This window comes from Halocatena marina (assembly GCF_023276375.1).
GTDB classification, from domain to species: domain Archaea; phylum Halobacteriota; class Halobacteria; order Halobacteriales; family Haloarculaceae; genus Halocatena; species Halocatena marina.
Window position 1 is genome coordinate 494516 of record NZ_JALLPK010000001.1, and the last position, 22451, is coordinate 516966.

At 54.5% G+C, this 22451-nt stretch carries 19 protein-coding genes; 11 read left to right on the forward strand and 8 right to left on the reverse strand.

Features of this window, described 5'->3' with window-relative positions:
- Nucleotides 1–46: 46 nt before the first annotated feature.
- On the reverse strand, nt 47–1369 hold the full coding sequence (locus MW898_RS02445; protein WP_277999820.1) for a hemolysin family protein: 1323 nt from the start codon (nt 1367–1369) through the stop codon (nt 47–49).
- 171 nt (nt 1370–1540) lie between these two features.
- Here MW898_RS02445 and MW898_RS02450 point away from each other — a divergent pair, with 171 nt between their 5' ends.
- Both MW898_RS02450 and MW898_RS02455 read left to right on the forward strand, forming a co-directional pair.
- On the forward strand, nt 1541–1768 hold the full coding sequence (locus MW898_RS02450) for a hypothetical protein (RefSeq protein WP_248904249.1): 228 nt from the start codon (nt 1541–1543) through the stop codon (nt 1766–1768).
- Nucleotides 1765–2352 (forward strand): L-threonylcarbamoyladenylate synthase, encoded by a 588-nt coding sequence (locus tag MW898_RS02455; protein ID WP_248904251.1) that lies wholly within the window; start codon nt 1765–1767, stop codon nt 2350–2352. The genes MW898_RS02450 and MW898_RS02455 overlap by 4 nt, the downstream gene beginning before the upstream one ends.
- Here the strand turns inward: MW898_RS02455 and MW898_RS02460 are convergent.
- The 3 genes from MW898_RS02460 to MW898_RS02470 form a co-directional block, all read right to left on the reverse strand.
- Nucleotides 2338–2985 carry a CRISPR-associated protein Cas4 gene (locus tag MW898_RS02460; protein ID WP_248904253.1) on the reverse strand — a complete coding sequence of 216 codons (648 nt, stop codon included), beginning with the start codon at nt 2983–2985 and terminating at the stop codon, nt 2338–2340. The two genes, MW898_RS02455 and MW898_RS02460, sit on opposite strands and share 15 nt — an antisense overlap.
- A 93-nt stretch (nt 2986–3078) precedes the next feature.
- A complete protein-coding gene (locus MW898_RS02465) occupies nt 3079–3675 on the reverse strand; it encodes a hypothetical protein (RefSeq protein ID WP_248904255.1) in 597 nt (198 codons plus the stop codon).
- 127 nt (nt 3676–3802) lie between these two features.
- Entirely contained in the window at nt 3803–4783 is a 981-nt protein-coding gene (locus MW898_RS02470) for a GNAT family N-acetyltransferase (protein WP_248904256.1), read from the reverse strand.
- Between the two features lie 393 nt (nt 4784–5176).
- Here MW898_RS02470 and MW898_RS02475 point away from each other — a divergent pair, with 393 nt between their 5' ends.
- Nucleotides 5177–7318, forward strand: coding sequence for a heterodisulfide reductase-related iron-sulfur binding cluster (locus MW898_RS02475; protein ID WP_248904257.1), 2142 nt, complete (start codon nt 5177–5179; stop codon nt 7316–7318).
- Nucleotides 7319–7363: 45 nt separating this feature from the next.
- Here MW898_RS02475 and MW898_RS02480 read toward each other — a convergent pair whose 3' ends face one another.
- The gene (locus MW898_RS02480; protein ID WP_248904258.1) at nt 7364–8326 is read right to left on the reverse strand and encodes a succinylglutamate desuccinylase/aspartoacylase family protein; all 963 of its coding nucleotides are present in this window, start codon (nt 8324–8326) and stop codon (nt 7364–7366) included.
- 101 nt (nt 8327–8427) lie between these two features.
- Here MW898_RS02480 and hemB point away from each other — a divergent pair, with 101 nt between their 5' ends.
- The 3 genes from hemB to alaS all read left to right on the forward strand — a co-directional run bounded on the left by hemB (nt 8428) and on the right by alaS (nt 13187).
- Nucleotides 8428–9414, forward strand: a complete 987-nt coding sequence (gene hemB, locus MW898_RS02485; protein WP_248904259.1) for a porphobilinogen synthase — start codon at nt 8428–8430, stop codon at nt 9412–9414.
- Between the two features lie 85 nt (nt 9415–9499).
- Nucleotides 9500–10216: a class I SAM-dependent methyltransferase gene (locus MW898_RS02490; protein ID WP_248904260.1), complete on the forward strand. Its 717-nt coding sequence runs from the start codon at nt 9500–9502 to the stop codon at nt 10214–10216.
- 202 nt (nt 10217–10418) lie between these two features.
- Nucleotides 10419–13187 carry an alanine--tRNA ligase gene (gene alaS / locus MW898_RS02495; protein ID WP_248904261.1) on the forward strand — a complete coding sequence of 923 codons (2769 nt, stop codon included), beginning with the start codon at nt 10419–10421 and terminating at the stop codon, nt 13185–13187.
- 90 nt (nt 13188–13277) lie between these two features.
- On the opposite strand, the gene MW898_RS02500 is transcribed toward alaS, so the two are convergent.
- Entirely contained in the window at nt 13278–13964 is a 687-nt protein-coding gene (locus MW898_RS02500; protein ID WP_248904262.1) for a hypothetical protein, read from the reverse strand.
- Nucleotides 13965–14635: 671 nt separating this feature from the next.
- On the opposite strand from MW898_RS02500, the gene MW898_RS02505 reads away from it, so the two are divergent.
- Both MW898_RS02505 and hemL read left to right on the forward strand, forming a co-directional pair.
- On the forward strand, nt 14636–16342 hold the full coding sequence (locus tag MW898_RS02505; RefSeq protein WP_248904264.1) for a right-handed parallel beta-helix repeat-containing protein: 1707 nt from the start codon (nt 14636–14638) through the stop codon (nt 16340–16342).
- 205 nt (nt 16343–16547) lie between these two features.
- Entirely contained in the window at nt 16548–17888 is a 1341-nt protein-coding gene (gene hemL / locus MW898_RS02510) for a glutamate-1-semialdehyde 2,1-aminomutase (protein ID WP_248904266.1), read from the forward strand.
- A gap of 3 nt (nt 17889–17891) precedes the next feature.
- Here hemL and MW898_RS02515 read toward each other — a convergent pair whose 3' ends face one another.
- The gene (locus tag MW898_RS02515; protein ID WP_248904267.1) at nt 17892–18959 is read right to left on the reverse strand and encodes a CNNM domain-containing protein; all 1068 of its coding nucleotides are present in this window, start codon (nt 18957–18959) and stop codon (nt 17892–17894) included.
- 343 nt (nt 18960–19302) lie between these two features.
- On the opposite strand from MW898_RS02515, the gene hemC reads away from it, so the two are divergent.
- Genes hemC through MW898_RS02530 form a run of 3 tightly spaced genes read left to right on the forward strand, consistent with a single transcriptional unit; the run spans nt 19303 to nt 21940 of the window.
- A complete protein-coding gene (hemC, locus tag MW898_RS02520) occupies nt 19303–20424 on the forward strand; it encodes a hydroxymethylbilane synthase (protein WP_248904269.1) in 1122 nt (373 codons plus the stop codon).
- Nucleotides 20421–21188, forward strand: a complete 768-nt coding sequence (gene cobA, locus MW898_RS02525; RefSeq protein ID WP_248904271.1) for a uroporphyrinogen-III C-methyltransferase — start codon at nt 20421–20423, stop codon at nt 21186–21188. Before hemC ends, cobA begins: the two co-directional genes overlap by 4 nt.
- The gene (locus MW898_RS02530) at nt 21185–21940 is read left to right on the forward strand and encodes a uroporphyrinogen-III synthase (RefSeq protein WP_248904273.1); all 756 of its coding nucleotides are present in this window, start codon (nt 21185–21187) and stop codon (nt 21938–21940) included. The genes cobA and MW898_RS02530 overlap by 4 nt, the downstream gene beginning before the upstream one ends.
- A gap of 38 nt (nt 21941–21978) precedes the next feature.
- On the opposite strand, the gene MW898_RS02535 is transcribed toward MW898_RS02530, so the two are convergent.
- Nucleotides 21979–22302, reverse strand: coding sequence for a hypothetical protein (locus MW898_RS02535; protein ID WP_248904274.1), 324 nt, complete (start codon nt 22300–22302; stop codon nt 21979–21981).
- Nucleotides 22303–22451 lie beyond the last annotated feature (149 nt).

The window sequence follows — 22451 nt, forward strand, 5'->3', positions numbered from 1 at the left end:
TCAGTTTCGCATCGGTGAACCGAACAGCAGCCACCAACGACCGTCCTTATGAATGAGTCTCTTCGTGGTTGGTCTCCACGACGTGGTTTTCGTCGTTCAACGGGGGATCGTGGATGATCCGTGCCTTCATGATGCGGGTGTTGTCTACCTGTTCGACTTGAATCGTGATTCCGTCGTACTCGATCTCTTCTCCTGGCTCGACGAGACGACCGGCACGGTTGAAAATGAATCCTGCAATCGTCTCGAACTCCTCGCCTTCAGGGAGATCAATGCCGAGAGCGTCGTTCACGACGTCGATGTTCACTTCTCCTCGAACGAGAACGGTGTTCTCATCGATGAATTCGACTGGTTCTTCCTCGCCTCCTTCGAGGATCTCACCGACGATCTCCTCGACCACATCTTCCATCGTGATGAGTCCTTCTGTCGTGCCGAACTCGTCAATGACGACAACCATATGCATCCGATTCTCGCGCATTTCGCGCAGGAGTTCGTCGACGTTTTTCGACTCCGGAACGTGAAGAACTGGCTGGATGAGATCGTCTAGATCGAGAGCATCCGACTCCCCGTAGTTGAGATCACGAACGAGATCACGAATGTGAACGACGCCGATGACGTTGTCGAGTTCACCGTCGTAAACGGGTAACCGCGCATGACCACTCTGAATGCATTTTTCTATTCCTTCCTCGATGCTGGACTCTTTACTGAGTGCCGTCATATCGAGTCGCGGGGTCATGACCTCCTTTGCAATGGTGTCGTTGAATCTGAGTGTGCGTTGGAGTATATTGCGTTCTTCCTCGGCAAGAACGCCCTCTCGTTCGCCCGTCTCGATCATATCCTGAATCTCCTGACGAGTGACGTAGGACGTTTCGATGGCCGATCGACCACCAGTCACGCGATTCACCTGCCGGGTGAGGAAGTCGAACATGACGACAAGCGGGAGCAAAACGTACTCTGCGAGCTTCAGCGGTCTTGAAACGCGCAGTGCCCACGATTCTGTATTCTCGATCGCGTATGATTTCGGAGAGCTTTCACCGAACAGGAGAACGAGGGCAGTGATTCCGAACGTGGCGACAGCGACCGCCATTCCACCCGAGAAATAGAGCGAGAGCAGCCCGGTTGCGATCGAAGACATCGCAATATTGACGAGGTTGTTACCGACAAGGATTGTCACGAGCAATCGGTGCGGGTCTGATTTGAGCTTTTGTAACGTCTCCCCGGACCGTCGTTCCTGAGAAAGTGCTTCGACACGATGGGAAGCAATCGAGAACATGGCGATTTCCGACGAGGAGAAAAACCCAGACAGTCCGAGTAGAATAAAGATGACGACAAGACCGAGACCAGCGGTCGCGCCCTTATCGAGAGTAAACAGTCCAAGGAGGTCTATTTGTACTTCGGTCGGTGTGGCATTCCCCAACGCGACGGATAATGCATGCACAGCTGAAGAACTATGGCCCATTCCCGTCCATTCTTCTCACTCAGTCAGATTAAACGTTGTCATGGAGGCGAAGAACTTAGGCTGCTTTCGGTCGAAATCGGCGGCATGATCAGTCCACCAATCACACTCCATCGACTACAGACGTGTCATTTCTGTGAGCGCGTTGTCCGTCGCCACAACGAACTTGATCATGGGATGGCTGGTATTGCGGATCCACGGCCAGCCGTTTCTCTCATCGACAGCGATGGCAGCATCAATCACGCGTGGGTTGCTGGCGCTTGGCCCAAGTTCCCTGACTACAAGGCAATCGAAGCAGCTATCGAAGAACTGTGACCGTAGAACAAGCTGCGACAGCGATCAAAGAAGATGGTGGATGCGTTATCTATCCCACAGAGACTGTGTATGGACTCGCGGCCGACGCATTGAACCCAGAATCGATCAATCGTGTGTTCGAGCTGAAGGGACGCTCCCGAGACAACCCGATTTCGTTCGCTGTTCCTGACATCGAAACAGTCGATGAGTACACACGACCGACCGACCGCGAGCGCGCCTTCATGAGAGCGTTTCTTCCGGGACCGATCACGGTCGTGCTCGAACGGCGGTCGGGGGCTGGCGTACCGGACGTTCTCACGGGCGGGCGTGAGCGCGTTGGTGTCCGGATCCCAGATCACCCGATTGCACTCGATCTGCTCGAACGCGTCGCTCCGCTCACGGCCACGAGTGCCAACCGGAGTGGTGCTGGGAGCGCCCGTCGCGTTGAGGAGATCGCACCCGATTTCCGAGACGCTGTCGACGCTATTCTCGACGACGGGGAAACACCGGGAAGCGAGAGCACAGTTGTCGATGTTTCTACGGACACCATCCATCGACGAGGAGCCCTCGCAAACGAAATCGAGGCGTGGCTAACCGAGGAGTGAACGCAGCGAACGCGTCCGTACTCCACACTGTGGACGGTATTCACAAGATTCACACTTGCTCGTGTTGCGCGTCCGTGATGGCGGTCCATCGACGCTTGCTGCTGTCCGCAGCGCGCGACGATACTGTCCCACGCGCCGCGCGGTGAGTTCTATCTCGCGGACCACACCGTGTGTCGAGTACTCGATGAACGCTCGATCGACAGGTGTCTCACGCTCCCACGCAAGTGCCTTCGCAGCTGCGACCGCTCGCACGTTTTGCGGACCCCACACACCTGTTTCGGGTGGCTCACCGACGGAAACGATCGACGGTGCGAGTGGATCTTCGAGAACTTTGTGGGCGATCCCTCGCGCCTGCCGGCCGGTGAGGAACGTTTCGCGCGACGACGGCTCGCAGAGCGAATCGAACGCATCGATGCGCGCCCGCGCCCGACCGAGATTGCATCGGTAGGTTACTGGCGTAACGGCAATCGGTTCGGTCTGTAAGCGTCGATCCGGATCGAGCAGCTCCGGGTAGCGAAACGCAAGTTCGAACCGTTCGTCACGCTTCGGCGGATCGTACTCATCTTCGTGCCACCGATAGTACAGTTTACGGGGGCAGTACGCTGCCAACGCAATGTCAGTGAACGCATACACGCGTTCGCGTGGCTGCGTGCTGGCATTTGAATGTTCGGTCGTTCACACATCAGAACAATGGTAAAAATGAAGGGAGAATGAGTGAACGATAACTTAGAGTGAAACGTCTGTTTCCATCCCTTCTGTCGCCTCGTCGAGGCCGTCTTCTGTTACGTCTTCGGTGTGCTCTTCGAGGTCGGCATCGGTGAGCAACTCCTCGAACTCATCCGAGTACCGGCTGTTGACGCGGCGGATCTCGTCCTGCGTCTCGACGATACGGTGGTATTCCCGGACCGACGACTCGGGGACGTCGAGTGCATCCGCAATCTCGCTGTCCGTCCGCTCCTCGACGAGCAGTCGCCGGAACGCCTCGGGAGCGAACGAAACGTCTGTTTCACGCTCGCGGATGAGATGAAGATCATGACGGGCCAGAACGACCCTTTTTTGATCAATGTCGAGCCGATCAGAGAGAGCAGTATCCTCTTCGTCCTCGTAGAATCCACGCACTATCGTTTCGTACTCGTCGACAGAGAGATCTGTCTCGAACGTCAGCTGCTCGCGCATCTGTTCGATGATGGCACGGAGTTTCCCCTTGATCTCCCGCTCATCTTCTGTGAGGGAGCCCCGCGACTCTTCTTGTTTCTCTGTAATCGTGTCATCTTCCGTTACCTCCAAGAAGATATCCCGGAGTTCTTCTGTTTTTTCGTTCATCAGGACTATGAACACAGGATACGAATATATGAATCTGTCCCCGGCGATTTCAATGATTCAAGCATGTACTACCTCCATCCGATCTGAAAGAGTACGTAACGACTCGAAACCGCGTCACCGTGGTCGCTCAAGCAATCGAGGGATCGGCTCTGTTCATCTGCTCGTCTATTTGTATGCAGTATTCTCGACGATTTGCGAACTGGTCATACTGGACGCGTTCAAATGCAGCTATCATTGGTGTGTTGTGTGTGTCAGCATCTGCCATGATTCGATCTGCCCCCGTCTTTAGGATGGTCCTTGTCCCGCGTGTGAGCAACGCATCGACGTACTGTTGTCCACGCAGCTCTGGAACGACACCGATGTATCCGATCGAAGCGCCTGCTGGAATTCTGGTAGGCATGATCACTCCGACGAGTTCCTCGTCTGGTGTCCACGCTAATTCCCACCACGATGGGTCGTACACAAGAGACGTGAGACTCTCGAAGTGCGCTATTGCGTCTTCTGCTGGGCCGACCGTCTCTCGCTGTTCTTGTATTCGCTGATCGAGAGACCCGACTGAGACTCGTCGAATTGCGTCTTTGAATGGGTTTTCTCCTATTTCCTCAAGTGATCGATAGGTCAATTCGTGATCTGTAGACGGTGGGTATTCCATCTCCTCTGCTTTGAATTCGAACCGGACGGTCTCGCGGATCTGGCTGAATCCACACTGTTCTACGAGGGATCTGCGTGATTCTGGATGTGCCTGCCACTGTGGCTGTTGGACAGGGGTATCGAGCACGTATTCGAGTTGTTTTGTACCGAGCGAACGTGCGGTGTCGAACATCGTATCGAGCAGCACAGTCCCGGTTTCGAACGCGGATGTTCGCTGCCAAGGAAGGTCAAGAAGAATGATGGCAACTGGCTGATCACGCTTTGGAAGTGTCCAAAATGCTGCACGGCCAACTGGGTGACCGTTACGCTCGGCGAGATAACACCACTCGCGTCGCATCGCACCCTTCGAAATGAGGTCTTCGACGTACTGTCGAACGTCATCTACATTTTCTGGCTCTGTTGCAGTCCTGATGAATGTCGAGAGTTCATCGGCCTCGATGGGTCGAATATGAGTCATATAGATTCCATACGCTCATGCCGTCTAATATTCATCGACGTAAGAGATCTCAATACATGCTGAACACTGGAGCTACCTCACGAATCACACGTATCAAGATCAAGAAACCGCTACGGAAAAAGTGCCCGTAGTCTCCAACACGACGAGGTACACCAGTGCGTCGAAATAAGATGGCCGTCAGACCGCGATAACTGCTGTCTCGACCGATCGTCTCAAGACAAGCAGACAAACAGCGTCGATCGTTGCAAAGCGAACCGAACAGTCAAACAGCAATAAAAACTGAGGTATCTGTGATGCTCATAAGCACACTGGGTTCTCACCCACTGAAAACAACTTCAATCCCTGCATAGTCTGTTGGTAAGACTTAACCTTCTCCTTCTATGCTGATAATCCATGATACGCCCGCTACAAGCCGAAACAGTCACTCGTGAGACATTTTGGCTCATCGGACCTGTTGGTGAGGTTGTGTTCTACTATCTTGCCCTACTGACGGTTCTTGTGTTCTCCTTCGGTGCGTACTACCGATTTTCGCGGTACGCAGAGGGTTCTGAGGATCCATTCGAACGTCTCGATCAACTTCCACAGCGCATTATTCGGGCCGCAAAGATCGTCGGCTCGAACGAACAGCAGTTCAATCGTGATTTTGTTGGTGGCATGATGCACGCCTTCATCCTCTGGGGGTTTTTGACGCTACTCATTGGGACGACGATCCTTGCGATCGACATGGATATCTACCGAAAGCTAACCGCAGCGTTCGGTACGGAACAATCGTTCTTTGTGGGTGATTTCTACCTCTCATACTCGCTCGTGATGGATGCGATGGGGCTGCTGTTCGTCGTCGGTCTCAGTGTCGCACTCTACCGTCGGTACGTCACGCGCAACGAGCGTCTGTGGGGTCGCCACACGAGCTTTGAGGATGCGTATCTCGTTTGGATGCTCTTCTTACTCGGTGTCGGTGGCTACCTCGTCGAGGGTGTTCGTATCCTCGGGGCTGGATTTCCGGATTTCGAGACAGTGAGCTTCGTCGGCTGGTTCATCGCTGATATGTTCCAGATCGCCGGCGTAACGGCGGGGATGGCTCGTGCGATCTACCCGGCCATGTGGTGGTCACACGCGCTGCTCGCGCTGGTTTTCATCGCATCGATCCCGCTTGCGAAACCGTTCCACATGGTTTCGAGCTTCGGGAACGTCGTCACCCGCGATGAGAAGGCGGGTGTTCGATTGCCGGGCGTTCCAGCCGATGCATCTCCCGATGAGATCGGAGCGAGCACGATTGATGACTTCTCGTGGAAACAGCTCCTCGATCACGACGCGTGTACGAAGTGCGGCCGCTGTTCGTCAGTCTGTCCTGCGAAGGCCGCTGGTCGACCGCTCGATCCGCGTGATGTCATTCTCGACCTCAAACAGTACCGCGAGGATCTTGACTCCGGGAACACAGACGAAGTCCCGATCATCGCTGATGGAGGCAACAGTGTCATCGCAAGCGAGACGATGGAGTCGTGCATGGCCTGTATGGCCTGTATGGACGCCTGTCCGGTCGATATCGAACACGTGACCCAGTTCACGGAGATGAACCGTCGGCTGACCGAATCCGGGCAGATGACCGAAACAGTCCAAGAGGCGATGATGAACGTGTTCCAGAACGGCAACACGTTCGGCGATCCAGAGCGCAAACGACCGGACTGGGTTGAGGATCTCGCGTTCGAGGTTCCCGACGCACGCGATCAATCGGTCGAATATCTCTGGTACGTCGGTGATTACCCGAGCTACGACGACCGTAATCAGAAGGTCGCAAAGTCGATCGCAACTCTGTTCCACCGCGCTGGTGTGAGCTACGGAATTCTTTACGATGACGAGCAAAACGACGGCAACGACATCCGACGCGTCGGCGAAGAAGGGCTGTACGAGATGCTCGTCGAGGACAATATCGCACAGTTCGAGGACTGTGAGTTCGAGAACATCGTCTGCACCGACCCACACAGCTACAACACGTTCAAAAACGAATACCCAGAATTCGGATGGAACGAAGACGGTGAGATCGATGTGTACCATTATACGCAAGTCGTTCAGACGATCGTTCCGGATCTCGAACTGACGGGTAACGAACTCGATTACACAGTCACCTACCACGATCCGTGTCATCTCGGACGGTTCAACGACGAGTACGAGGCTCCCCGCTCACTCGTCCGAGAGACTGGGTGCGATCTCCACGAGATGCCGCGAAACAGAGCCAACTCGTTCTGCTGTGGTGGCGGTGGCGGTGGGCTCTGGATGGACCTCGAAGAGGAGACGAAGCCAAGCGAGGAGCGTCTGCGTGAGGCACTTGAGGACACCGACGCTGGTACTGGGATCGAGAAGTTCGTTGTCGCCTGCCCGATGTGCATGACAATGTACGAAGACGGCCGAAAAACAGGCGACTTCGAGGACGAGATCGAAGTCGTCGGTCTCTCAGAACTACTCGCAGAAGCGGTTACGACGGACGTTGCGAGCGCAAGCGTCGGATCCAGTCAGTCCTCGGCTCCGGCCGACGACTAATCGTCTCGCTACTTCTTCGGTTTTCTTTCATCTTTGTTCTACTATTTACTCTCGGAGTAGCGCCACGCCTGCGAGTGAGTCGCCGGCAACAACCGTTGCCTCTCTTGCGATCCAGTAGAGGATCCCATCACGGTCGGTCTCGACTTTCTGAAGCGTTTCGTAGGTCGTCGGATCGTACAGGGTACCGAGCGGCGTGTTGGCGCCCACGTACTCGCCCAATTCAGCCCTTCCATCGTAGTGAAACAGCCCCGAATCGGTGGCCTCTACTCGCCCGAGATGGTTACGCGCGAGCACACTGTCGCCGTTCGGCTTCGGTTCCTCCGCAAGCATATCCAGCTCGCGGAGTACGTTGAACAGCCCCTGAAGTCCCCGCTCGATTGCTGATTCGACGAGCTGTTTGTTGTGTGCGAGTTCGGGAGTGATCGTTGGGATGTCCCCGGTGGCGGCAGCGACGCGAAGTTTGCCATCGAAGCGGCGTTCGTGCCACTCCGTATCAGCGTTCGCTCCGGCTGGCTCTCCGAGCAACAGCGCTGTCCCGAACGCTTTTGCGAGCTCACGTGATGGTGGATGATCTTCCGTGAAGACGACGTGCGTAAGCGTGTCGGGACTCCCAGTGTGTATATCGACGATCGCGTCTGCTTCTCCCGCGTATTCCCAGAGGCGGGCAGCCATACGTTCGTGGAGCGATCCGTCGGTGTCTCCCGGCCAGACACGGTTCATGTTCGAATTCATCGAATCGAGGCTTCCCGGCGTCGTATAGGAGACGCGATCGAACGTGATCGGGTTCGCAACTGGAATGGCGATCACCGTCCCGCGGAGATTCGAAGGCAGATCTTCGTGGAACCGCCGCAGCACTTCACTCCCATTTACTTCACGGCCGTGTTGGGCAGCCTGGACGTAGAGTGTCGGTCCCGGTTCGTCACCCTCGTACGTGTGGACAGTCGTCTCTACGGAGAGATCCGACGGCAACCGAGCGAGTTCGATTCGTGTCGCAGTATGGGCGGTCATATCAGCTAGAGTGGACTACGTAGTAATGTAGGTATGCCCGCTCGTTGTTTCGATAGCAGCGATACGATAGTGGTTTTGTCCGCGAATCACAATCAGTAGATATGGATCTTCGACAGCGCCCCCGCCGCCTCCGACGAGACGATTTCCGGGATCTCGTCAGCGAAACGAGCTTATCACCGAACGACCTCATTGCCCCTGTTTTCGTGGATGCGACGACCGACGAGCGCGCACCGATTCCGTCGATGCCGGGTCACGAGCGTGTCCCCGTCAGAGAAGCGGTCAATCGTGTCGAAGAAGTGCTCGAAACGGGCGTCGAGACCATCATCCTGTTTGGGATTCCAGAGTCGAAGGATGAGAACGGATCGCGCGCGTGGGCCGAGAACGGCGTCGTTCAGCGCGCTACGCGTGACATCACCCGAGAAACCGATGCCGCCGTCATCACCGACGTCTGCATGTGTGAGTACACCGATCACGGCCACTGCGGTATTCTCGAAGACGATGCGCGCGAATCACCAACGCTGACCGTCGATAACGACGCGACACTCGATCGATTGGCGCGTATTGCCGTCTCACACGCTGAATCGGGCGCGGACATGGTTGCGCCGAGCAGCATGACGGACGGGATGGTTAGTGCAATTCGTGATGCACTCGATGAGCACGCGTACGAGGACGTTCCGATCATGAGCTACGCGGTGAAATACGAGAGCGCCTTCTACGGACCGTTCAGGGATGCAGCGGACGGCGCACCCGCGTTCGGCGATCGACGACACTACCAGATGGACCCTGCGAACACACGCGAAGCACTGCACGAAGCCGCTATCGACGCCGAACAAGGTGCAGACGTACTGATGGTCAAGCCCGCACTCGCCTATCTCGATGTCATCAGCGCGGTGCGTGAGGAGTTCGATCATCCCGTTGCAGCGTACAACGTCAGCGGCGAGTATGCGATGCTTCACGCGGCTGCCGAGAAGGGATGGCTCGATCTCGATGATGTCGCTCACGAATCACTGCTTTCAATCAAGCGAGCTGGCGCAGATCTGATTTTCACGTACTTCGCAGAAGCGATCGCAAGCACACTCTCTGAGTAAGCTTTGGGCTGGTTTTCGTGACATATCACTGTACAGCGCTGCCGATGAAAATCGTTAAGCCAGAACGGGCTCGATTCGAGCCGCTATGGATTCTGCTGATGAACCAACAGCACAGGACGCATACGACGAGTTAGCCGAAGAATACGCAGCGCGCGTCGATGAAAAACCGTACAACGCCGACTTGGATTTTCCAGCGATGACATCGCTCGTGCCAAACGTGGACGGAAAGCGTGTGTTGGACGCGGGCTGCGGGAGTGGCCGGTATTCAGAGTGGTTGCTCGATCGAGGGGCGGACGTTCTCGCTGTCGATGCGAGCGAAGAGATGGTCCATCACGCGAGAGAAAGAGTCGGTAATCGAGCACACGTTCGTCGAGCCGACCTCGATGAGCCACTCGGATTTGCGGAAGATAACGAATTCGACGTGATCGTGAGTGCGCTCGTTCTTCACTATGTGGAGGATTGGAGAGAGCTGTTCGCAGAGTTTGCCCGCATCGTGAAGCCGGATGGTGTTTTGCTCTGTTCGCTCCAGCACCCGATTGACGACTACCGACGGTTAGAAATCGAGAACTACTTCGAGGTAGAACGGCAGACAGACACGTGGTCGAGTTTCGGGACGCCAGTCGAAATGCCGTTCTACTGGCGTCCGCTTTCGGAGGTTATCAATCCGATACTCGAGGCCGGATTTCAGTTAAAGACAATCACTGAGCCTCAGCCAACGGCTGAATTCAAAGAGAAAAGGCCAGTCAGATATGAAAAAGTGATGAGACGACCGACGTTCCTCTGTCTCAAGGCATTTCGCTGAGTGCGCTCTCTGTGCCATTTGGATGTTCGGACGTGTAAACGAGGGAAACGACGGTCCGTTCTTGAGGCTGCGTTCGTCGATGCTGGATCAGATTTTTTACCCTTCAATTGGTGTCGGATTCACACTATAACATCCAGATGGCCACAACAGAACGGGGGAACGAGCATCCATCTATATAGGGATAGTGCTTCAGAAGCGTATCATGAGTGCGCTTGAATCAGAATACCGTCTGGATTATTTCGAAGAGGAGGGGTTTTCCAGAACGAACTGCCAGACGTGCGGAGATCACTTTTGGACACGTGATCCGAGCCGTGAAACGTGTGGTGAACCTCCCTGTGAGACGTACAGTTTCATCCACAATCCGGGATTCGACGAGGAATACAGTCTGTCCGAGATGCGTGAGGTGTTCCTCTCATTTTTCGAATCCCACGATCACGAGCGCATTGAACCGTACCCCGTGGCAGCGAATCGCTGGCGCGACGATGTGCTTCTCACACAGGCTTCGATCATGGACTTCCAACCGTTGGTGACGAATGGAACGACACCACCGCCGGGGAATCCGCTGGTGATCTCTCAACCGTGCATTCGGATGCAAGATATTGACGACGTTGGGAGGACTGGTCGACACACAATGGCCTTCGAGATGATGGCCCATCACGCGTTCAACGCACGTGAGGACGCTCAAGAATGCGCATACGAAGGAGAAGTTTACTGGAAAGAGCAAGCAGTCGCACACTGTGATGAACTCCTCGATTCATTGGGCGTCGATCTCACTGAAGTCATCTACATCGAGGATCCGTGGGTCGGTGGCGGCAACGCTGGTCCGGCACTCGAGGTCATCTACCGTGGGGTGGAGCTTGCCACCCTGGTTTTCATGACGATGGAACAGAGCAGTGACGGCGAGTATGAACTCAAGGACGGCAACACGTATACGCCGATGGATACGTACGTTGTCGACACTGGCTACGGTCTCGAACGCTGGACGTGGGTCAGTCAGGGAACGCCGACTGTCTACGAGGCAGTCTATCCCGAAACGATTGCCTTCCTCAAAGATGATGCTGGCATTTCTCACAATGAAAGCCAACAAGAGATCATCACCCACGCAGCGACGCTCGCTGGGAACATGGACTCGGATAAAGTGAGCGACATCGAGGGCGCACGCAAAGAGATCGCCGCAGCGGTTGGCGTCGATATCGAAGAACTCCGAACCTTACTCGAACCGCTCGAAACAATATACGCCATCGCGGATCACTGTCGAACGCTCGCGTATATGCTTGGTGACGAAATCATCCCTTCGAACGTCAGCACGGGCTATCTCGTCCGAATGGTGCTCCGACGAACCAAGCGCCTCGTCGATTCGGTGGACATCGACACATCGCTTCACGAACTCGTTAACATGCAAGCCGAGCGGCTGGGCTATGAGAATCGTGAGACGATCCGGACTGTCGTCCAGACAGAGGTCGAACAGTACCACGCAATGCTCGACCGTGGCAGCCGACGCGTCCGCAAGCTCTCCGAGGAGTATGCCGATCACGACGAGCCGATACCGACCGACGAACTCGTCGAATTGTACGATTCTCACGGTATCCAGCCGGACACAGTCGAAGAAATTGCCCGCAAAGCGGGTGCAGAAGTGTCTGTCCCGGGGAATTTCTATAGCCTCGTGGCAGCGCGTCAGGATGAGGCAGCCCGTGAGGGGTCACAGCAGGCAAGCACCGATCGAATCGCCAATCTGTCTGAAACCGAGCGGCTCTACTACGACGATCAAGATCGAACTGAGTTCGAGGGCATCGTTCTCGACTCGTTCGAACAGGACGATGGCTACGACGTGATTCTCGACCGGACGCTGTTCTACCCTGAAGGTGGTGGACAGCCATCGGATACAGGAATGCTCAGCACCGAGGATGTCACCGTCGAAGTCGACAACGTACGAATCGAGAATGGCGTCATCATCCATCGAACCAGTGCGGGCTTGACCACTGGTGAACGCGTTCGCGGTTGCATTAACGCTACCCGGCGCTCGCGTCTGATGCATCACCACACTGCGACACATATTGTGGCTCACGCCGCCCGAAAGGTGCTCGGTGAGCACATCAGGCAGGCCGGTGCACAGAAGGGAGTCGAGCGCTCGCGCATCGATCTGTGCCACTACGAACGGATTACCCGCGAACAGGCGGCCAAAATCGAGCAGCACGCTAACAAGCTCGTGATGGCGAACGTTCCAGTGACTGTCGAGTGGTCTGATCGCCACGTGGCCGAAAAATACTACGGATTCGACATCTACCAAGGCGGGATCCCACCGGGAGAACGTATTCGGCTGATCCACATCACAGATGATATTCAGGCCTGTGGTGGCACCCACGTCACGCGTAGTGGCGATATCGGTGCGATTCGACTCCTCTCGACGAAGCGCGTCCAAGATGGGGTCGAGCGGCTCTCCTTCGCAGCGGGCGAGGCAGCTATTGCGGCGAGCCAGCAAACTGAGGATTCTCTTCACAGAGCGGCCGAAGTCTTCGATGTCACACCCATCTCTGTTCCCGAAACCGCAGAACGGTTCTTCACCGAGTGGAAAGAGCGAGGAAAACGCATAGCAGATCTCGAATCCCAACTCGCGAAAGCACGTGCGATAAGTGGTGTAACAGGAAACGAAATCGATATCGGAGGCGTTACTGCTGTCGTACAACGTCTCAACACTGATGTCAATGAACGCCGTGCGACGGCGAGTGCCCTTGCCGAAAGCGGACAGATCGCTGTTGTCGCAGGCGATACGGACGGCGCACAGTTCACTGTTGCTGTCCCCGAAGATGTGGGTGTTGATGCGGGTGCTGTCGTCAACGAACTCGCGGCTCGTGTTGGTGGCAGCGGTGGTGGTTCACCGAACTTCGCCCACGGGGGAGGACCACGGACAGAGGATCTCGACGAGACCTTGGATGCCGCACCGGAAATGCTTCGCCGGGTGATGAATGCATAAGTTCCTCAATAATCAGTTTGCGTCAATGGAACGATTGTTCTTCTCTGCTGTTGATGCTGTCTACTTGTGATTCAGAGCATCAGAACTGTTTCACACGAGATACAACAAGCGGGCAAACGTCGTTCGCAATCCTGTGAATAGACCACGATTTCGGACAAACGTGATACGAGTTGAGCGTTTGATCTGCTTCTCGTTCTTGTTGGTGTTCCATCGGACGGTGTTCTTAGACTCTGCAGCCGACGCGTAGTCACCAGTTACCAGATAGTCGGATGGTGCACGAACCACGAGTTTGTCCGCGCCAGGAGACGTCGTTCCTTCTCCACCGATAACGAATGGGAGTACGGGATCAGAGGCATGAAACCGGGTAAAGACGAGGACGCCGAGGTGTGTCTCAACAGCATCGGAGTCGCGGTACGAGACGGTGAGTGTGTCTCCCGAGATCTGACTGCTCACGTGGGTTGGTTCGGCAACGTGTCGAGCGTGATGAAGTGCATCGGTGACGATTGCGTTCCGCAGGGCGTCGTTTTGGAGGGCGGAGACACCCTCTGTGAGCCGTACTGTTGCTGTCCACTCTGTCGATGCGTTCTCATAGACCTGAATGGACAGTTCCGAGTGAGCACGGTTGATCGAGACTCCGTGTTTATCAGCAGCATGGTCAAGAGACGAGGTACAGACACCACAAGCCGTCTGTGGTGGTGCACGTGCGGATCCCGAGAGAGGAGTAACGATGAACCCTACTATGAGGAGGGCAGCAAGGATCGCTTTCTGAGAGTCCATGTACCACTATCATATCTGATTAATATAAAACCAATCAAAGATGGCTATTTCCTCACGAGACGTGCCACTCCGTATCGTCTCCGATCACTAGTCTCGCAATATCCTTCGCTGATCGTTTAGCCGTTATCGGAGTGAGGCGGTTCAAAGTGCATCTTATTAGAAAGTAACTCAAACAGTCGAGTCGCATCGTGTGATCTTTCGACAAGTGTCTTCTTACATCCAATGTCTCGGCAATTGTCGTATGATCTACTCTTCTACTCTACCTCTTGTCATTCTCTGGATGTATGTCTGATTGATCTTCATACTGGTCGCAGACGATTTTATCACACTATAAACTGGTTGGTGAACTTTTTGGCTTGACAATGCATATGCCACTACTCGATAGCTATTCAGAAATCATTTTAACTCAAAATTGAACCAGTAATAGATCAATATAGATATGAAAATTTGGTGTGTATGGGTTAAATGTATTTTACTGAATAAAGAGTGCATTACGTCGTTGGGTTTGCTGTCGTTACTGCCGAATAATGTATCTAAAAACCAGAAATATTGTGGATAATCTTTAATTACTATATGGATATAGACCTACACTAAAATTATTTCTATTTCCAAACTTTGTAAAATTAGAGCCCTGTCTACTGTCTATTTTCAGTAGTAATTTGCTAATACCAATGTCCATAATCGGTGCACCCATAGATGCGATGCAAGACAGCAAAAGCGATAAAGCGAATCTGAATCGCCGAACGTATCTCAAAGGTGCTGCTGCAACCAGTACACTCGGACTTGCAGGCGTCGCATACGCGAGCCAAGACGGTGAGGACGAGAAGAAGGACAACGGCAACAAGAACAACGGTAAGAAGAACGACGAGCAGAACGGAAACGGGAACCACGACGGAAAGAAAAAAGACCGAAAGAAGGACGAGGACAAGGACAAGGAGACATACGTTATTGAGGAATGGGGAACAACGATCACCGAGCCGGGTCATTACGTCCTGAAAAGTGATCTCACCCGGCCCCGCCGCGCCGACCCGCGAACTCCTGCGATCACGATCGCAACGAGTGGTGTTAAACTCGATGGTCAGGGCTACACGATCGATGGCGGACGCACGGTTGAGCCCTCCCAGAATACAATATTCGGTTCGGGTGGCGTTGGAGTACTGGTTCAGGCGCCGCGACTGCGTAAGATTAAAAGAAAGAAAGGACACAAGAAATATAGCAGTAAGAAAAAGGATGCGGACAAAAAGGACTGGGAGGACTGGATGGATAGAAAGGATTGGAAGAAATTGAAGGACGTGACGGTGAAGAATCTCACCGTACGGAATTTCGCAACCGGTATTAAGTTCTCTGGCGTCAAAAAGAGTAAGATCAAATACACAACGGTTATGAACACGACCTTTGCGGGTATCTTCCTCTTCAAATCGAAGAAAAACAAGGTCGTCAAGAACACCGTGCGGTGGAGTTCCGTTGGCATCTTCTTGCTTGACGCGAGCAAGAATTACCTCAAATATAACACGGTCACAGACGTGTTATCCGGCATCCTCTTACATGAGTATGCGTCAGGATCCAACAAAAACAAGCTCGTCAAGAACACCGTGACAGACGCCATCATCAGTGGTATTGATGTATCCGACTCGTACAAAAACAAGATTAAGAAAAATACGGTTACAGAATCTACCTTTGGTATTCTCCTAACCCGGTCGGATAAGAATTACCTCAAAGAGAATCGCACAACGGAAAATGTAATTGGGATCACTCTGATTGAATCTGATCGAAACTACCTGTCCGGAAATCGTGCGAACGACAACGATATCGGCATCTTGCTTATCACGTCGCACAAGAACATTCTCAAGCAGAACACGGCAAACTACACCTCGATCGGATTCCTTCTTATCGACTCTGATAAGAACATAGTGTCGAAGAATACCGCGAACAACACAGAGATTGGATTCCTTCTTATTGAATCCAACTTCAATAAGGGGAAGCGAAACCGTGCCGATCGAAGCAGTGTCCCGATCTTAGTCATCCGTGGCAAAGGAAATTGGGTCAAAGTCGTTACCGCGGGCACCAATAACAACGCTCAGATGGCTGATGCCGAACAAGCTGTCTCCGAATGGAACAACCGCGTTAACGAGCAATCGCTCAATGGGTTGGTTAATGAACACTGGACTGAGCTCACGCAGGATCTCGAAATAAGTGGTGCATCTGAACCTCCTGAAATGATGCTAAGCCACCCACTAGCTGAGCAAAAAGAGCAACTGAAGATCAACCCCAGTAGAATAGAAAACGCGTCGAACGGAAACGCATCGAATGGGGGAAACGCGTCGAACGGAAAGAACGCGGGCAAAAAGAACGGAAGCAGTCGTCCTGCTGACGACTGAGTGGTAGATCTGCTTCTCGGATCCGCCTCATCCGCTTCGATTTTTCACTCGGCTGAATTGCGTACCCAGTGATAATGCATCTTCTTCGTGACGATCGAGAAATAGTGATACGTGAGCATCGATTCTTCGCTCGAAATTGCGTGACTGGATGATGCAGAGAAGTGATTCCAGTAACATCTTTCAGGCGGCCGAATGAACACTCTCCATGAACCACAAGCGTTCCCGTGCGCTGTACGACCGCGCGCTCTCGGTCATTCCGGGAGGGGTAAACTCTTCAGTTCGTGCCATTCGGCCGTATCCGTTCTTCATCGAACGCGGCGACGGAGCTCACGTCATCGACGCGGACGGAAACCGCTATCTCGATTACGTGATGGGGTATGGACCATTGCTATTCGGTCACGATTTACCCGAGCCGGTTCGGGCGGCAGTCCAGTCTGCGGCCAGCGACGGACCGATGTACGGGGCACCGACCGAGGTTGAGGTTGATCTCGCGGAGTTCGTCACTCGACACGTTCCCAGCGTCGAGATGATCCGCTTTGTCAACAGTGGCACCGAGGCGACCGTGTCCGCGGTTCGACTCGCACGGGGGTACACGGGCCGAAACAAGATTGTCGTCATGGAGGGTGGCTACCACGGTGCGCAGGAATCGACGCTCGTCGAGGGCTCACACGATGCACAGCGTCCCTCATCGAGTGGGATTCCACAAGCGTTCGCCCGCCACACACTCCCCGTTCCGTTCAACGACGAAGAGGCACTCCGAGCAGTGCTCGCAGAACATCGAGACGACATTGCGGCTGTTCTCGTCGAACCGATTCTCGGAAACACTGGAATCGTCGCGCCTGTCGATGACTACCACCAAACAGTACGGGAACTGTGCGATGAGATCGGAGCGTTACTCATCTTCGATGAGGTCATCACTGGTTTCCGCGTCGGCGGACTCCAGTGTGCGCAGGGAAAATTCGGCATCATGCCCGATCTCACGACGTTCGGAAAGATCATCGGCGGCGGATTCCCGGTCGGTGCCGTCGGCGGACGGACGGAGATCGTCGAGGAGTTCACTCCAGCGGGTGAGGTCTTCCAATCCGGGACGTTCTCGGGGCATCCGGTGACAATGGCTGCCGGGCTCGCGACGCTGCAGTTCGCAGCCGAAAACGATGTCTATGACCACGTGAACGCGCTTGGCGACCAAATACGAAGCGGGATGCGCGATATTCTCGCTGATCGCGCGCCCGAGTACACCGTCGTTGGGACCGACAGCATGTTCAAGACAATCTTCACGAGAGCCGACTCGGAGATACAGAGCGATGACTGTGAGACCGGTTGCCAGCAGGACAGATCGTGTACGCGCTTTTCGGACTGTCCCAAGAACGGTTCTGACGTGCAGTGTGCTGAAACCGACCGCTGGGAACGGCTGTTCTGGCCCGCGATGAAAGAACAAGGAATCTTCCTCACGGCCAACCAGTTCGAGAGCCAGTTCGTCAGCTATGCGCACACAGAAACGGATATCGAAGAAACACTAGAAGCGTACAAGATGTTTTTCGAGTAATCACTAATCAGTGATCTGGCCTTTGTCGAGCGGATCTTCGATATCGCCCATCACAGCTTCTAACAGGTCGGTCACGGTCACTAGTCCGATAGCCTCACCGTCCTCAATCACGAGTGCGAGTTCCTGATTCTCGGTTTGGAACTGATCGATCGCATCACTCACGTCTGTATCGGGAGAGAGCGTCATCGGTGGTGCGGCTATTTCGACAAAATCGATGGTTCCCGACGCCAGCTCCTCTCGGTATCTGACGAAGATCGGAGAGTACACAATCCCGTGAAAGTCCGTGAGTTCAGGACCGACGAGTGGGTAACGTGTGTGAGTGCTCGCTTCCATCCGCCGGACGTTCTCAGAAGCGTCCGCCTCGGTCGACAGCGCGATGATGTCGTCTGCAGGGAGCATTATCTCCCGAATCGTTTGTTCGCCGATCTGAAGCGCGTTCATCACTTCATCGCGGCGTTCTGCTGATAGCTCACCCTGTTCGAGCACTGAGCTGAGTCGATTGCGGAGGTCGGCTCGTGATTCGATGACTCCCTCCTCCGTTTCGAGCCACGCACCTGTCATCTCGATACCGAACAGTTTGAGTGTCCACTTTGCTACCGAGTCACCGAGTGTGATCAGCGGAGAGATCAACCAGTTGAACCAGTACAGCGGGGTGGCTCCGTATCGACAGACCATCTGTGCGCGCTCAACACCGAGATACGTCGGTGTCTGTTCACCATGGGTCAGATGAAGGAGATTGATGATCAGAAATCCGATAATTGCACCTGAACCGATCGCGGCTAATGCCGTATTCTCGAAAAGTGGTTCGAAAATGGCGGCTAATGCCGGCTCGGCGACGATTCCGACTGCGATACTCGACGCTGTAATCCCCACTTGACAGGTGGTTAAATATATCTCTAAGTTTTGTGTCATCTCCCACGCACGCTGTAGCGCGGGGCTCTCTTCAGTGAATTCTTCTTTGCTGAACTGACGGGCACGCGTCAACGCGAATTCGATCGCAACGAAAAATCCGTTTGTCAGGATCAACAAGATACCAGCGATGAGGCGAATTGTGATTTCAAATGGGTCCATTTCAGTACTTGTTTGCTTGTCGGTTATACAACGGTGGTGATCTCACGATACATAAAGTGACTATAGCGATAGAAAACCCACTCAGCACATCTTCAGGACGGGGTGGGACCGACGGCGATGCAGCGGACCTAGGTACCCGAGACGGGAGTGAAGTGATTGATTATCTGTGACCATCGCTTGCGTAAAGCAATCATCGGATGGTGAAAATAGTAGTTGTGCTTTCACCTCTTGTTAGACGTTCGCACAAAAGAGTTCATAAGATGGTGTTTGGATGGGGAATAAAGGATAACGGTTCGATCGCCATAGAACTCCTTTTCACGCCCGAAATCCGATATTGAATATCATGACCACGCGCACTGTCCGGCTGGCGACGCGGGGCTCATCACTCGCGCTCCGTCAGGCGAACGAGGTGAAAACCGCGCTCGAAACTCGTCGACGATCTGTCGAACTCGTCGAGGTGGAGACGAAAGGCGATCAGATCCGTGATGAACTCATTCACCGGCTCGGGCAAACGGGTGCGTTCGTCCGCAGTCTCGACGAACAAGTGATGTCGGGAGATCTCGATGGTGCTGTCCATTCGATGAAAGACATGCCAACGGAGATCCCCGATGAACTCATCGTCGCTGGGGTCCCTGAGCGCACACGTCCGAATGATGTTCTTCTTACTCCCAATGGTCTGACACTCGATAATCTTCCGAACGAAGCGGTCGTTGGGACATCGAGTCTCCGACGAACAGCGCAGTTGCTCGCAAGACGCCCTGATCTCACGGTAAAACCGCTTCGCGGCAATGTGGATACCCGCGTCAAAAAGCTACTTGCCCCATCGCTTCAACGCGAACACGAACGCCGTCTCGAAGAGACGGACACGGACAACGAGGACGGCGAGAGTGATTCTGAGAACGCGGGGAGTGGAACACACGACCAGCCACCACAGGAGTGGTTCGACTCGCTCACGGAGATCGAACGAAATGCGCTCGGACGCGAGGTAGACACCGAATACGACGCCATCGTCCTCGCGGAAGCTGGTCTCATCAGATCCGGACTCTCACATCAGATCGACTTTCACCGATTGCCACTGCAGGAGTTCATCCCGGCACCGGGTCAGGGGGTGCTCGCGGTCACAGCACTCAAAGGGAAAACCGCAGACGCGATCTACTCCACTGTCGACCACTCTCCCTCACGAGTGACTTCGACAGTCGAGCGCAGTATCCTCGCTGAACTCGGCGGCGGTTGTGTTGCGCCAATCGGCGTCTACGCCCGACTTCAGGGCGAGTACGTCAATGTCTCCGTTCGAGTACTCAGTCGAGATGGTACCGAAGAAGTGGCTGATTCGCGCGATCTTCCGGTCGAGCGTCACGCAAAAGCAGCGCGTGAATTTGGTGCAGCCCTCCGAGAGCGAGGTGCTGCCGATCTCATCGAACAGGCCAGACGAGACGATATCAGGATACCAGCCAGAGAAGAATGACTGGAACTGTCTATCTCGTTGGGAGCGGTCCTGGCGATCCCGACCTCATGACTGTGAAGGCAAGACGGCTCATCGAAGAAGCAGATGTAATCTTGCATGATAAACTCCCTGGCCCGGCGATACTCGATCAGCTCCCTGCGGACGCACGCGAGGATGTCGGAAAGCGAGCGGGTGGAGAGCGAACCTCCCAAGAGCACACGAATCGTCGGATGGTTGAACTCGCGCGTGAGGGAAAGTCGGTTGTCCGACTCAAAGGCGGTGACCCGTTCGTGTTCGGGCGAGGCGGTGAGGAGGCCGAGTATCTCGCTGCCCACGACGTCCCGTTTGAAGTCGTTCCTGGCGTCACCTCAGCCGTCGCAGGACCGGGTGTCGCCGGTATTCCACTCACACATCGGGAACACACATCGAGCGTGTCGTTCGTTACCGGTCACGAGGACCCGACGAAAGACGAATCGGCTGTCGACTGGGAGGCCCTTGCAGCAACTGGAGGAACGATCGTTGTCCTGATGGGTGTCGGAAAGTTGCCCGCCTACACGCAAGCACTGCTCGATGCCGGACTGGCAGCTGACACGCCGGTTGCCCTCGTCGAACGTGCGACGTGGCCTGACCAGCGCGTCGCCTGCGGAACGCTTGAAACCGCTGTCGACGTTCGCGACCGTGAAGAAATCGAACCGCCTGCCCTCACAATCATCGGCACGGTTGCTGCAACGCGTGAGCGCGTCTTCGATTATCTGAGAAATTCCACACAAGAGGTACACCAATGACCGCAATCGCTGTTTTTCGACCCAACGACGATCGAATGACCCACGCAGTCTCGCTCTTAGAGGAATTAGGCGTTGAACCGATCGCCGATCCGATGCTCGCAGTCGAACCAACTGGAGCTGTACCTCGGGAGGACGCTGACTACACGATACTAACGAGCAAAACTGGGGTCGAACTCGCTGCCGAATCAGGATGGAGCGGCTCCGGAACGATCTGCGCAATCGGTGATAGCACCGCTAGCAGTCTCGATGACCACGGGTACGCCGCGGATATCGTTCCTGACGAGTTCTCTTCACGTGGGCTGGTTGCATCACTCGCCGATCGAGTCGACGGTACGCGCATTGAGGTTGCCCGAAGCGATCACGGTTCATCACTGCTCACTGATGGATTAGCCAACGCTGGCGCATACGTACACGAGACGGTCCTCTACCGTCTCGTCAGACCGCCAGAAGCAGGTGTCTCAAGCGAACGGATCGACGCAATCGACGGCGCGTTGTTCACATCCTCGCTCACCGTCGAACACTTTCTCGATGCAGCACAAGAACGAGACTCTCGAGAGGCGGCGATTGAGGGACTAAACAATGCGATCGTCGGTGCGATTGGAGAGCCGACGCAGAAAACAGCCGAAGCAGCCGGCATCGCCGTTGACGCTATCCCCAAGCGAGCAGACTTTGAAACACTTGCCCGAACCGTCGTCGACGACATCGAAGCACAAGAGAAGAGACAAACACGATACGACGCGACGCCGCGATAGCACGTATCGAACGAGGGCCGTGCTATCTGCTTCAGCCACTAGGGAATGACAAAAGCACATAGCCGGAACGATCTGAAATCTGAGAGTGACTCTGATGACTGGGGGGAACCATTGGCCGCGAGCGAATGATCTTCTCGTTCCGGTGTTTCTTTTATCAACGAATAGATTAACAGTCCCCGAAGAACTGTTGCGTTGATACCGAGACTCATCGTTAGTTCTGCGAGCCGACGTATACCAGCAATATCGTTGCTGAACAATCCCATCTCCGGCGATATCCACAACAAGACACCGAGACCGAGCACAGCCGTACCAATAAGTGTGGCAATGACGTCACCGGTACAGAATGTATCCCTCACTGACATTGGCCGTATTGACTGTTCTGGCGATCGTGATGTACTTTGGGAGTTGCGGTGTCTGGACGCTCGGTTTGTCTCCGATCCTTGTTTGTATGTCTCTCCTAAACTTTTCATACTATGTCTAGTACTGTCATAGATCAAAAGGATGCGTGTGA